Raw genomic sequence first — 12,319 nt, forward strand, 5'->3', positions numbered from 1 at the left:
GGCCTGCCCCGTCCCGCCCGTACGCACACTCTCCGCACCGCCTCCCTGAAACCGTGCCATCGGCGGCACGACAAACGACAGGAGGAACCGCCGTGGCGTCAGCGCCCAGGTTCAGCAAGCGCGGCACCAGCCGCCGACAGCCACGGGAACGACGATGGCGATGGCGGAACGCCAGGACGGAACCGCCGCACCCCGTAGACCAGTTGCTCCCACCCGGCAAGCTGATGGCCAGCGGGTTGCAGCACGTCGCCGCCAGCTACGCGGGGGTGGTCGCGCCGCCGCTCGTGCTCGGCGCGGCCGTCGGTCTCTCACCCCGCGACCTCACGTTCCTGGTGAGCGCGGCCCTGTTCACCGCGGGCATCGCGACGCTGCTGCAAACCCTCGGGTTCTGGCGGGTCGGCGCGCGGATGCCGTTCGTCAACGGCGTCTCGTTCGCGGGCGTCGCCCCGATGATCGCGATCGTCGACGCCCAGGACGACCGTGCGCACGCCCTGCCCGTCGTCTTCGGCGGCGTACTCGTCGCCGGGGCGCTGGGCTTCCTCCTGGCCCCGTACTTCTGCCGGCTCGTACGGTTCTTCCCGCCGATCGTCAGCGGCACGGTGATCACGCTCATCGGGATCACGCTGCTGCCGGTGTCGTTCGGCTGGATTCAGGGCGGCCACCCGGAGCGGCCCACGCCGATGACCAACCTCGCGCTGGCGGCGGCGACGCTGGTGATCGTGCTGGTGCTGCGGCGCGTGCTGCGCGGCTTCTTCCAGCAGATCGCCATACTGCTCGGCCTGGTGGCGGGCACGCTGATCGCGATCCCCGCCGGGGCCGTCGACTTCGCGGCGACGCGCCAGGCGGGCCTCGTCGGTTTCCCGACGCCCTTCCACTTCGGCGGCCCCGAATTCCAGCTCTCCGCGATCATCTCGATGTGCATCCTCATGCTGGTCTGCATGACGGAGTCCACGGCGGACATGCTGGCGCTCGGCGTGATCGTCGGCCGCCCGGCGGACGAGCGGACCATCGCCGCCGGGCTCCGCGCGGACACCCTGTCCTCCGCGGTCAGCCCGCTCTTCAACGGCTTCGCCAACAGCGCCTTCGCACAGAACATCGGGCTCGTGGCGATCACCAGGGTGCGCAGCCGGTTCACCGTGGCGGCCTGCGGCGTGATGTTCATCGTGCTGGGTCTGAGCCCGGTCTTCGCCTCGCTGATCGCCGTCGTGCCGCAGCCGGTGCTGGGCGGCGCGGGCATCGTGCTGTTCGGCACCGTCGCGGCCGGCGGCGTCAATGTGCTGCTCGGGGCGGGGCTGGAGAAGGCCGACAACCTGCTGATCGTCGCCACGTCGCTCGGCATGGGCATGATTCCGGTGATCTCCCGGACGTTCTACGACAATGCCGCCATTCCGGAGAGCCTGAAGATCATTCTGGACTCGGGGGTCAGCGCCGGGTGTTTCACCGCCGTCGTGCTCAACCTCGTCTTCAATCACTTCGGGAGGCGGCGCGGGGAGGGGGAGGGGGCGGCTGGGGCGGCCGGAGCGGTGGAACCGTCGGTTCCGGTGACGGGCTGAGGCGGGTGCGGAGGCCCGTACGCCCACAGATACATCGGATGTGTAATCGCCAGCTTCCCCATGGACCGCCGGAATCCACCCCGAACTCCCCGTTGACATCCCACCTTTAGCGGCCCTAAGTTCCGTACGCGGCCGGCCGGCCCTCCTGCACGCCCACCGTCCAGTCCAGGAGCCGCCATGCGTACGAAGCCCACGAGACCGCCCCGTCACCGATCCGTGCGGGGAGCGCGCGTGTTCGCGCCGCTGCTCGCTGTCGCGCTGCTGGCCGTAGCACTGCCGGCAGCCGCGGCCACGTCTCGTCCCGCCCAGGAAGCCGACCCCGCGCGTCAACAACCGACCACCGGCCCCGGTGCGAATTTCGCGGTGGACGACCCCTTCACGTCCGACCGCACGAGTTGGTGGCGGCAGGACCGGTTCGGGATGTTCATCCACTTCGGCGCGTACTCCAACCTGGAGGGCGAGTACCGGCGGCCGGATGGGACCGTCTGCCGCGACGCCGAGTGGATCAAGCGGCAGTGCTCCATTCCGATGAGCGCGTACGAGAAGCAGGCGAGCGCCTTCGACCCGGCCGGCTTCGACGCGAAGGCGATAGTCAAGGCCGCCAAGGACGCGGGGCAGCGGTACATCGTCATCACCGCCAAGCACCACGAGGGCTACGCGATGTGGCCCACCAAGGTGAACAAGTGGAACCTGCGGGACCACTCCGCCTTCGACAAGCGCCGCGACATCATGCGCGAACTGAAGACCGCCGCCGACCGGGCCGGCATCAAGCTCGGCTTCTACTACTCGATCTGGGACTGGCACGACCCCGACTTCGCCGACCCGGCGACCTTCCCCAAGTACCGGAAACGGATGTACGCCCAGCTCAAGGAGCTGGTCAAGGGGTACGACCCGGCGCTGCTCTGGTTCGACGGCGAGTGGGACACCGACAACCCGAACAACCCCTGGACCGCCCGCGACGGCGAGTCCCTGGAGTCGTATCTGCGCGGCCTCGACCCGAAACTCATCATCAACAACCGGGTCGGCAAGCGCCGCGTGACCGACGGCGACTACGGCACCCCCGAGCAGGAGATCCCCGCCGCGCCGGTGGACGGCCAGCTGTGGGAGAGCTGCATGACGCTCAACGGGCACTGGGGCTTCGCCAAGTACGACCAGGACTGGAAGTCCTCCGCCACCATCACCCGCAACCTCCTCGCCACCGCGAGTCGCAGCGGCAACTACCTCCTCAACGTCGGCCCCGACAAGCACGGCCGCGTTCCGCAGCCCTCCCTCGATCGGCTGCACGACGTCGGGCAGTGGCTGCGTACGGCCGGACAGGGCAGGGCGGTGTACGGGGCCGGGTACGCCGGTCTCGTGGAGGAACCGTCCTGGGGCGCGGTCAGCCGCTCCCGCTCCGGCGCGGGCGACAAGCTCTACGCGACGGTGACGGACTGGCCGGCTGCCGGAAAGCCGCTGCACTTGGCGGCGAGGGCTCCGTTCAGGGTGACGGGGGCACGGGTGCTGGGCAGCCGACAGCCCGTCAAGGTCGAGCAGGTAAAGGGCGGTTACGACCTCACCCCGTCCGGAGGCCCGGCCAATCCCACCGCCACGGTGATCGAACTGACCGTCAGGACGCCGAGGTCCGCGCCGAGGGGCCACGGCAGCGGACTGCGGGCTGACATCTTCGCCAATGACACGCTCAGCGGCCCGCCCGCGCTGACCCGTATCGATCGCACGATCAACTACGCCTGGAAATTCAGCGGTTCACCCGCCCCGAGCATCCCCGCCGACCACTTCTCCACCCGCTGGACCGGCTCGATCCAACCGCGCTTCAGCGACACGTACACCTTCACCACCGTCTCCGACGACACCGCCCGAGTCTGGATCGACGGCCGCCTGGTCATCGACAACACCAAGCCGCACGACGCCACGATCGACAAGGCATCCGTCCCCCTGCGCGCCGGCCACAAATACGCCATCCGCGTAGAACACACCGAACAGACCGGCGAAGCCACCATGAAACTCCTCTGGTCCAGCCCCAACCAACCCCAGGAAATAGTCCCCGCCACTCAGCTCTACCGCCACTGACCAATCACCCGCCCCAGCGGAGTGGGCCCCGGTGCCTCAAGAGGGGGCGCCGGGGTTCGCTTAGAATTCCTAACAAAGTGGTCCTGGAATGTGGGTGGTTGTGGGGTTGCTTACTGATGCACGAAGAAGCAGAGCTTCGCGCTGCTGCACTGGTTCCGCCGGTTACGCATCCGCTGGGAGATCCGCGACGACATCCACGAAGCCTTCCTCGGTCTGGCCTGCACAATCATCTGCTGGCGACGACTGAAGAACCTCTCGCTTTGTTAGGAGTTCTAAGGGGAGCACACAGGGCCGTCGCCGGTCGACCGGGGCCGGGCCGGCTCGAAGCACCACTTGATCACGGACGGGGCGTGGCACATCGCTCACGGTCGTACTGACCGGCGGGAACCGCAGCGATGTCGCCCAGCTCATCCCCCTGCTCGACGCCATCCCGCCCACCCGCGGCAGCGAGCGCCGTCGGTCAGGGGGAGCGGAGGCGGGACACGATCTTGCGGCCAGGTCAGCGCGGCCCTGTGGGACAGGCACCTCGCAGGAACTGCGACACCGCGTTGTCCACGAGCCCTTCGAGCCGTCCCGGCTCGATCATGCCGCTGTTGACCATGGACGTGATCCCCAGGACGGTGGCGTAGATGATGAGCCCGACGTCCTCCGGGTCGCCCCCCTCCAACTCGCCGTGCGCCTGGCCCTCTTCGATCAGGTCGGTGATCTGCCCGAACGCGGCTGCGGCGGCCTCGGCGACTGCGGTCGCCCCCGGGCGGTACTTGCTGGAGTTCATCAGTTCGGTCAGCGTGGCGTTCTCGGTGGCGAACCGGGCGTAGGCCCACGCGAACGCGTGCAGGCGAGCGGGCAGGTCGCCCTCGTCGTCGATCTCGTCCACCGCGGCCCGCAGCCGCGCGCCCAGGCGGACAAACCCCGACTCCGCGAGGGCGTCCAGCAGTGTACGGCGATCCGCGAAGTGCCGGCGGGGCGCCGCGTGGCTCACGCCGATGTCCCGTGCCAGGTCCCGCAGGGAGAGCTGCTCGATGCCGTGGGCCCTCAGGCTGCGCTCTGCCGCGTCGAGGAGCTCCGTACGGAGATTCCCGTGGTGGTAGGGCCGCTGCTCGGTGGTGTCAGGCATGGGGCCAGCCTACTCGGCTCAATGTTTCCATTGACAACAATGTTGTCGCTGACTACTCTCGTGGTGTGTCCAGATTCTCCCTCGCCGACCTTCCGGACCTGACCGGCCGCACCGCCGTCGTCACCGGCGCGAACAGCGGTATCGGGCTCGTCACCGCCCGCGTTCTCGCCGAGCGCGGTGCGCAGGTGGTCCTGGCTGTACGCAATCAGGAGAAGGGGGAAGCGGCGGCGGCGACCATGACGGGCCCGGTCCGGGTCCGTGCCCTCGATCTCGCCGACCTCTCCTCCGTCCGGGCGTTCGCCCACGGCCTTCCGGGCCCCGTCGATCTGCTGGTCAACAACGCCGGCCTCTCCCTGGGGCCGCTCTCCCGGACCGCGGACGGTTTCGAGTCGCAGTTCGGGACCAACCATCTGGGCCACTTCGCCCTGACGAACCTGCTCCTTCCGCGCATCAAGGAGCGGGTCGTGACGGTGGCTTCGCTCGGGCATCGAATCGGCTCCCTGGACTTCTCCGACCTCCAGTGGGAGCGCAGGCCGTACCGGCCGAACGCCGCCTATGCGCAGTCCAAGCCGGCCAACCTCCTGTTCGCCGCCGAACTCCAGCGCAGACTCAGCCGCGCGGGGTCACGCGTCATCTCGATGGCGGCGCATCCCGGCATCTCCTCGACGAACCTGATGCGAGCGGAGGAGAAACCCTCCCTCGGCTACGGCGTCGAGAGACTCCTCGTCGGGCTTGTCGCCCACAGCGCCGAGGCCGGCGCCCTGCCCACGCTCTACGCCGCCACCGCGGACCTCCCCGGCGACAGCTATGTCGGCCCCGACCGGCTGTGGGGCATGCGCGGTGCGCCGACGCCGGCCGGACGGGCCACCCGAGCACATGACGGCTCGGCGGCACGGCGGCTGTGGGAGGTGTCGGAGGAACTGACCGGCACGTGCTTCCCCCTCGATGCGCCTACGCCCCCTGCCTCGTGAAAGGAACCGCCGCTGTGGCCCGTCCACGGAAAGACCTGCGGAAGAACACTCAGAAGAACGAACTCATCGTCGTCTCCGGCGCCTCGTCGGGCATCGGAGCCGCGACGGCGCAGGCCCTCGCCGCGATGGGCTACCACGTCCTCGCCGGGGTACGCACCGACAGCGAGGCGGACGCCGTCCGGGCCGACGGCGTCGAACCGGTTACCTTGGACATCACCGTCCCGGAACACATCGAGGCCCTGGCCCGGCGGATCGCCGACGACCCCGAGCAACGCGTCCTGCGTGCCCTGGTCAACAACGCGGGGATCGAGATCAACGCTCCCGTCGAGGTGCTGCCCCTTACCGTGTGGCGCGAGCAGTTCGAGGTGAACCTCTTCGGGCACATCGCCGCTATCCAGAGGCTCCTCCCCCTCCTGCGGCGGAGCCGGGGCAGGATCGTCAACATCAGTTCCGTGGGCGGGGTGGCCGCGCTGCCCCTCTTCGGGGCGTACGCGGGAACCAAGTTCGCCCTCGAAGCGGCCAGCGACTCCTTGCGCCGCGAGGTCTCGGCGCACGGTGTGCAGGTGGTCGTCGTCGAGCCCGGCGGCGTCCGGACCGAGATGGCCGCCCGCAGCGGTGACATCTCCCTCGAACTCGCCGCCGGGATGAACGCCGAGCACCAGCGTCTCTACGGCGACCTCATCAACGCGACGGTGTCGTCGAACACCGCCTTCCTGGAACGCGCCGTACCTGCGGCGAAGGCGGGGGCCAAGATCGCCAGGGTGGCGACCACGCCCCGCCCGCGCGCCCGGTACACCCTCGGCAGGGATGCCGCCTTCATCATCCCCCTCGCCCGTTTCCTGCCGACCCGGCTGATGGACGGCATCCTCGCGATGAGCCACCGGTCCCGGAACCCGAAACCCGCGCCCACGCCCGCACCCGAGTCAACAGGGAGTCCTTCATGAGCACGCTCGCCGACCGCATCGAACTGAGCGAGCTGATGGGCCGCTACGCCGACATCGCCGACCTCAAGGACTTCACCCGCCTCCCTCCCTCGTCTACAGCGACTCAGCGACCCTCGACTTCTCCTCGGTCACCGGCCTGCCGCCCATGACCGTGCCGCTCGACGAGTACGTCCAAGCGCTGGGCCAAGCCTTCGCCCCCTTCTCCGCCACCCACCACACCGTCACAGGTCACGTCGTCGAGTGACGCCGGTGAGGATCACCGCCGGCGGGGTGCCGTGCCCTTCGGTGATCAGGTGGTGCTTGGATCCGCGCCGGGCCCCGGTCGATCGGCGACGGACCCGTCTGGAGCCCCCTTTTTCAGCGCCCGCACGTGGCTGGAGTCCACCACGCAGCGGGACCAGCCCAGCCGGGAGGCGGCGTGCAGCTCCGCTACCAGCCCAGACTCACCTCATGGTGTTAGGGACTCTTAGGACGTGCAGATAAATAAGTTGCGCGCTCCGCGACTTGATACGGCAGGTCATTGCGATGAAGGGCAGCACGTTGTTTATCTGCGAGCCCTTAAGCTGATCTAGCAAATATCGGGGGGCGGGGTATGGACACAGATGTAGAGACGCACCAGGTACGCCCGAGAGGGCAGCGGCGTTCGAGTGCGCTTGGAACCCTGATAGCTACGTTGTGGGTGCCGTTTGCGACTGTTGTCGGGGTGGTCACGTCGTGGCAGGTGCAGGGGATCGACAGTGACTGGGTCGATCGGCAGCAGGCGGCGTGTCGGCGGTTGCCCTTTCCGAAGATGGAGTATGTGGCCGCGTGGGCGGGGCCGGTGATCGGGATTTCGGCGGTTGTCGTCTGTGTGCTGCTCGCCAAGCGGCTCCGGCGGCGCGGTGTCCGGCTGGCGGAGGCGAAGCTGGGAATCGTGGCCCATATCGGTGCGTGGGCCGGTGTGCTGACGATTCCGCTTGAGCTCTTTCTGCTGTACGCCACGTACTCGCCTGTCGACTCGGGGCCGGTCCTGGGCGACTGCGGATAGGCACTGCTCGTGGAACAGGGCAGCGGCTCAGCGTAGGAGTTCGTATGCCGGGAGGGTGAGGAAGTCGGCGTAGGTTTCGTTCAGGGCGACGGTGAGGAGTAGGTCGTGGGCCTGTTGCCAGCGGCCGGTGGTGAAGGCTTCTGGGCCGATTTCGTCGCGGATTGAGGTCAGTTCGGCGGCGGCTACTTCTCGGGTCAGGGCGGCGGTGGCTTGGATGGTTTGGCCGTTGTAGTCGAATTCGACGCCGGCGTTGATCCATTGCCAGATCTGGGAGCGGGAGATCTCGGCGGTGGCGGCATCTTCCATGAGGTTGAAGATGGTGACGGCGCCCTGGCCGCGCAGCCAGGCCTCGATGTAGCGGATGCCGACCTGGACGGCGTTGCGCAGGCCCTCGAAGGTCGGTGCGGCGTCCAGGGAGTCGATGGCGATCAGCTCGGGCGCGGTGACGTGGACGTCCTCGCGCAGCCGGTGCTTCTGGTGCGGGGCGTCGCCGAGTACCGCGTCGAAGCAGGCGCGGGCGACCGGCACCAGGTCGGGGTGGGCGACCCAGGAGCCGTCGAAGCCGTCGCGCGCCTCGCGGTCCTTGTCGGCCCTGACCTTCTCGAAGGCGACCTTGTTGACCTCCTCGTCGCGGCGCGACGGGATGAACGCCGCCATGCCGCCGATCGCGTGCGCCCCGCGCTTGTGGCACGTACGGACCAGCAGCTCCGTGTACGCGCGCATGAACGGTGCCGTCATCGTCACCGCGTTGCGGTCCGGCAGGACGAACTTCGCCCCGCCGTCGCGGAAGTTCTTGACGATCGAGAACAGATAGTCCCAGCGGCCCGCGTTGAGCCCGGAAGCGTGGTCCCGCAGCTCGTAGAGGATCTCCTCCATCTCGTACGCGGCGGTGATCGTCTCGATCAGGACGGTGGCGCGCACGGTGCCCTGCGGGATGCCCAGGAAGTCCTGCGCGAAGACGAATACGTCGTTCCACAGTCGTGCTTCGAGGTGCGACTCGGTCTTGGGGAGGTAGAAGTACGGGCCCTTGCCTGCGGCGATCAGGCGTCGCGCGTTGTGGAAGAAATAGAGGCCGAAGTCGACCAACGCGCCGGGCACGGCTGAGCCGTCGACCGTCAGGTGACGTTCCGTCAAGTGCCAGCCCCTCGGCCGCACCACTACGGTCGCCAGTTCCTCCGACGGTCGCAGCGCGTACTCTTTACCCTGCGGTCCCGTGAAGTCGATGCGCCGCTCGTAGGCGTCGATCAGATTGAGCTGGCCGAGTACGACGTTCTCCCACGTCGGCGCGGTGGCGTCCTCGAAGTCGGCGAGCCAGACGCGGGCGCCCGAATTCAGCGCGTTGATCGTCATCTTGCGGTCGGTCGGCCCGGTGATCTCCACCCGCCGGTCCTCCAGCGCGGTCGGCGCCGGGGCGACGCGCCAGCTGTCGTCCGCGCGGATGTGCGCGGTCTCCGGCAGGAAGTCCAGCGTGCTGGTACGGGCGATCTCCGCGCGGCGCGCGGCGCGCCGGGCCAGCAGTTCGTCGCGGCGCGGCGTGAAGCGGCGGTGCAGTTCGGCGAGGAAGGCGAGGGCCGCGTCCGTCAGTACCTCCTCCTGGCGGGGGAGGGGCTCGGCGTGGACAGCGGCGGCCGGCGGAGGCGGCGGCGTTGACGCGGACATGAGCTGTCACTCCTTCGTGCGGCCTGATGCCATGACACTTCTGGCCAGTGGTACTTCTGTCCAGTGGAGAATAGTTTTCTCATGGTGGAAGTTCAATGGCTTGTTGATGTTGCCCCGCGGGACGCCCCGGTGGCAGCCGACGCTCACTCCAGCAACGTCAGGTCCTCCGGTGTATCGATGTCATCCGGCGCGGCGACGTCCGCACACTCCACGAGAGTGATCTCCTCGGCGTGCGCCCGCAGATACGCGCGCGCCCCGCGGTCGCCCGTCGCGCTCGCCGCCACCTCCGCCCAGCGCTCCGCACCGAACAGCACCGGGTGCCCACGCCGCCCGTCGTAGGAAGCGGCCGCCAGATCCGCACCCGCCCGGTGCGCCGCCAGCACTCGCGCCACCGCCGCGGCCCCCATCCCCGGCTGGTCCACCAGCATTACCAGGACCGCCGACGCCCCACTGTCCTCCAGCGCACGGAGCCCGACACGCAGCGAAGACCCCATGCCCTGTGCCCAGTCGGGGTTGACCAGCGGCTCGTGCCCGGTCAGCGCGGCCAGGTCGGTACGGGCCCGTACCCGCTCGGCCGCCGCGCCCAGCACCACCCGCACCGGCGCGCAGCCGCCCGCCAGGAGTTCCCGTGCCGCCCGTTCCACCAGTGGTGTGCCGCGCTGCTCCAGCAGCGCCTTCGGCCGGCCCCCGAGCCTGCGCCCGCCGCCCGCGGCCAGCAGCAGCCCGGCCACGGATGTCCGCTCGTCCTCAGTCGTACGTGCCATGGTCCCTGCATACCGCATGCAGCCGTCCGTATGCTCGTACGTCCGTACGGACCCGCCTTCCGTACGGGCTCAAATGGTGCCCCCGTCAACGGCTTCGCGCCGAAGTCCGGCGGCCGTGATCACGCTGCGTGGGTTCTCCCGTCACCGTCCGGCGCGGTGCGGCGTCTGGCGTGACGGGGGCAAGCCGTGGCCTTCGCTTCACTCTCGGGCGGCCCTTCTGCGGTCTGATTTTCGCTCAGAGTGTGGCGTGTCGCACGCAAAGTGGCGTTAACTGATCCGCGGTCACGTGCACGCTCCACGCAACTCGTGGAGCGCGCGCGGGAGTCGACGAGCACGAAGGGGAGGACTGTGCCGGTAAGTCAACGGACGGGGCAGGGCGTGCCTTCGGGCGCCGTGCGGGTGGAAGGCGCCGTAGTCGTGGAGCAGAGGCGGAGGGTCGGTGCCGGTGCGGACCCGAGGGTGAGAGGGCTGGGCGTCGCCGTATCGCGGCTCCGGCGTGAACTCGCGGTGCACCCGGCCGAGTTGTCGGACCGGGCCGTGGCCGAGGATGAACTGGCGGTGCTGGCCGCGATGGCCCGTACGGGTGAGCTGGAGCAGCCCCGGCTGCACCGCTCCCTGCTCCTGGTGGCGGGAGCCCTGGGTTCGGTGAGCGCCTTGGCCCCGGCCCTGCGGGAGGTCCGCGACGCGGTCGACCTCTGCGGTCGGCGCGCCGGTCCGCAACAGGGCGGCTGACGCCGCCGTTCCGCGACCGCCGCCATGCGACGCATCGGCCCCCGACCAGGCGTGGAAGGGGGCCGGTGACGGTACGTCAGGACCGTCGGCCCTGCTCCGTACCCGTACTCGTCAGCTCCGTCGCGAGCTCGCCCGCCACCTTCTGGAGCAGCGGCACGATCGACTCCGTCGCGGCGTCCGTGACGCGGCCCGCCGGGCCCGAGATGGAGATGGCGGTGGCGGTGGGGGAGTCCGGCACCGGGACCGCCAGGCAGCGGACGCCGACTTCCTGTTCGTTGTCGTCGACCGCGTACCCCGTCTCGCGGACCTGGCCCAGCGCTTCGAGGAAGCCCTCGGGCGTCGTGATCGTCTTCTCGGTCGCGGCCGGCATGCCCGTACGGGCGAGGAGCGCGCGCACCTCGTCGTCGGTGGCATGGGCGAGGAGCGCCTTGCCGACGCCGGTGGAGTGCGGCAGCACCCGCCGCCCGACCTCCGTGAACATCCGCATCGAATGCTTCGACGGCACCTGCGCGACGTATACGACCTCGTCACCGTCGAGGAGCGCCATATTGGCGGTCTCGCCGGTGCCCTCCACCAGCCGCGCCAGATACGGGCGGGCCCACGTGCCGAGCAGCCGGGACGCGCTCTCGCCGAGCCGGATCAGGCGCGGGCCGAGGGCGTAGCGGCGGTTGGGCTGCTGGCGCACGTAGCCGCAGGCGACGAGCGTGCGCATCAGCCGGTGGATCGTCGGCAGCGGCAGGCCGCTGCTGGTGGCCAGCTCGCTCAGCCCGACCTCGCCGCCGGCGTCTGCCATCCGCTCCAGCAGATCGAAGGCGCGCTCCAGCGACTGCACGCCTCCGGTGGGCGCGGTTTTGGGCTCGGCGGACGAGGGCACGAGACGGGTCCTTCCGGGACGGGTGACAGCAGCCTACCGGCCCGGAGCGATCTCCGTACCGGCCGTGCGGAAGCCGTTGTGGCCGGTCAGAGCCCGTGTGTCGGTCGGGGTCTTGACGGGTTCGGGTGTCGACTGGAGACTGCGCCCCAAGCGCACGGATTCAACAGAACGTTGAAGAACTGAAGAACGCCGCAGCGAAGAGAACTGAAGAGCAGCGAAGAGAAGCGAAGAGAAGCGAAGAGAACAACGGGAGATAGACGAGACAGGGGACCGGATGCCCGAAACGGAACTGCTGCTCCGCTCGCGACGCGTCGTCACACCCGACGGGACGCGCCCCGCGGCCGTCGCCGTCGCCGCCGGCCGGATCACGGACGTACTGCCCTACGACACCGCCGCCCCGCCCCGCGCCCGTACCGAGGATCTCGGCGACGCCGCCCTCCTCCCCGGTCTCGTCGACACCCACGTGCATGTGAACGACCCCGGCCGCACCGAGTGGGAGGGGTTCCGCACCGCCACCCGCGCCGCCGCCGCGGGGGGCGTCACCACCCTCGTCGACATGCCCCTCAACAGCGTCCCGCCCACCACCACCCCGCATCACCTGCTGGTCAAAC

The 12,319-nt window shown here is 69.5% G+C and carries 12 protein-coding genes and 3 pseudogenes; 10 read left to right on the plus strand and 5 right to left on the minus strand.

The features are described 5' to 3' along the window. Nucleotides 1-92 precede the first annotated feature (92 nt). The 4 genes and pseudogenes from ACFU99_RS16010 to ACFU99_RS16025 all read left to right on the plus strand — a co-directional run. On the plus strand, nt 93-1,553 hold the full coding sequence (locus ACFU99_RS16010; RefSeq protein WP_384391643.1) for a nucleobase:cation symporter-2 family protein: 1,461 nt from the start codon (nt 93-95) through the stop codon (nt 1,551-1,553). 177 nt (nt 1,554-1,730) lie between these two features. Beyond that, the gene (locus ACFU99_RS16015; RefSeq protein WP_384391646.1) at nt 1,731-3,620 is read left to right on the plus strand and encodes an alpha-L-fucosidase; all 1,890 of its coding nucleotides are present in this window, start codon (nt 1,731-1,733) and stop codon (nt 3,618-3,620) included. Nucleotides 3,621-3,746: 126 nt separating this feature from the next. Then, nucleotides 3,747-3,887: pseudogene (locus ACFU99_RS16020) on the plus strand (IS5/IS1182 family transposase); the annotation flags it as partial. Nucleotides 3,888-3,896: 9 nt separating this feature from the next. Further along, nucleotides 3,897-4,137, plus strand: a pseudogene (locus ACFU99_RS16025) (transposase); the annotation flags it as partial. Here ACFU99_RS16025 and ACFU99_RS16030 read toward each other — a convergent pair. Beyond that, nucleotides 4,120-4,737 carry a TetR/AcrR family transcriptional regulator gene (locus ACFU99_RS16030; RefSeq protein ID WP_384391649.1) on the minus strand — a complete coding sequence of 206 codons (618 nt, stop codon included), beginning with the start codon at nt 4,735-4,737 and terminating at the stop codon, nt 4,120-4,122. The pseudogene ACFU99_RS16025 and the gene ACFU99_RS16030 overlap by 18 nt on opposite strands. A 65-nt stretch (nt 4,738-4,802) precedes the next feature. Between ACFU99_RS16030 and ACFU99_RS16035 the strand changes: the two genes are divergently transcribed. From ACFU99_RS16035 to ACFU99_RS16045, 3 genes are read left to right on the plus strand one after another with little or no spacing between them, the layout of a single operon-like run. After that, nucleotides 4,803-5,708 carry an oxidoreductase gene (locus ACFU99_RS16035; protein WP_384391652.1) on the plus strand — a complete coding sequence of 302 codons (906 nt, stop codon included), beginning with the start codon at nt 4,803-4,805 and terminating at the stop codon, nt 5,706-5,708. A gap of 14 nt (nt 5,709-5,722) precedes the next feature. Beyond that, entirely contained in the window at nt 5,723-6,652 is a 930-nt protein-coding gene (locus ACFU99_RS16040) for an SDR family NAD(P)-dependent oxidoreductase (RefSeq protein WP_384391655.1), read from the plus strand. Next, entirely contained in the window at nt 6,649-6,801 is a 153-nt protein-coding gene (locus ACFU99_RS16045; protein ID WP_384391658.1) for a hypothetical protein, read from the plus strand. Before ACFU99_RS16040 ends, ACFU99_RS16045 begins: the two co-directional genes overlap by 4 nt. An 87-nt stretch (nt 6,802-6,888) precedes the next feature. Here the strand turns inward: ACFU99_RS16045 and ACFU99_RS16050 are convergent. Further along, a pseudogene (locus ACFU99_RS16050) lies at nt 6,889-7,088 on the minus strand (IS5/IS1182 family transposase); the annotation flags it as partial. Nucleotides 7,089-7,331: 243 nt separating this feature from the next. On the opposite strand from ACFU99_RS16050, the gene ACFU99_RS16055 reads away from it, so the two are divergent. Next, nucleotides 7,332-7,679 carry a hypothetical protein gene (locus ACFU99_RS16055; protein ID WP_384391661.1) on the plus strand — a complete coding sequence of 116 codons (348 nt, stop codon included), beginning with the start codon at nt 7,332-7,334 and terminating at the stop codon, nt 7,677-7,679. Between the two features lie 27 nt (nt 7,680-7,706). Here ACFU99_RS16055 and aceB read toward each other — a convergent pair whose 3' ends face one another. Next, nucleotides 7,707-9,338, minus strand: coding sequence for a malate synthase A (aceB, locus tag ACFU99_RS16060; protein ID WP_384391664.1), 1,632 nt, complete (start codon nt 9,336-9,338; stop codon nt 7,707-7,709). Nucleotides 9,339-9,481: 143 nt separating this feature from the next. Continuing rightward, nucleotides 9,482-10,102 carry an NTP transferase domain-containing protein gene (locus ACFU99_RS16065; protein ID WP_384391667.1) on the minus strand — a complete coding sequence of 207 codons (621 nt, stop codon included), beginning with the start codon at nt 10,100-10,102 and terminating at the stop codon, nt 9,482-9,484. A gap of 459 nt (nt 10,103-10,561) precedes the next feature. Between ACFU99_RS16065 and ACFU99_RS16070 the strand changes: the two genes are divergently transcribed. Beyond that, nucleotides 10,562-10,834 (plus strand): DUF5955 family protein, encoded by a 273-nt coding sequence (locus tag ACFU99_RS16070; protein WP_384391670.1) that lies wholly within the window; start codon nt 10,562-10,564, stop codon nt 10,832-10,834. A 76-nt stretch (nt 10,835-10,910) separates the two neighbouring features. Here the strand turns inward: ACFU99_RS16070 and ACFU99_RS16075 are convergent, their stop codons facing one another. Continuing rightward, nucleotides 10,911-11,708, minus strand: a complete 798-nt coding sequence (locus ACFU99_RS16075; RefSeq protein ID WP_384391673.1) for an IclR family transcriptional regulator — start codon at nt 11,706-11,708, stop codon at nt 10,911-10,913. Between the two features lie 274 nt (nt 11,709-11,982). Between ACFU99_RS16075 and ACFU99_RS16080 the strand changes: the two genes are divergently transcribed. Beyond that, a partial coding sequence (locus ACFU99_RS16080; RefSeq protein ID WP_384391676.1) for an amidohydrolase family protein occupies nt 11,983-12,319 on the plus strand: 337 nt, incomplete at its 3' end.

This window comes from Streptomyces sp. NPDC057654 (assembly GCF_042800135.1).
In the GTDB taxonomy this organism is placed as follows: Bacteria; Actinomycetota; Actinomycetes; order Streptomycetales; family Streptomycetaceae; genus Streptomyces.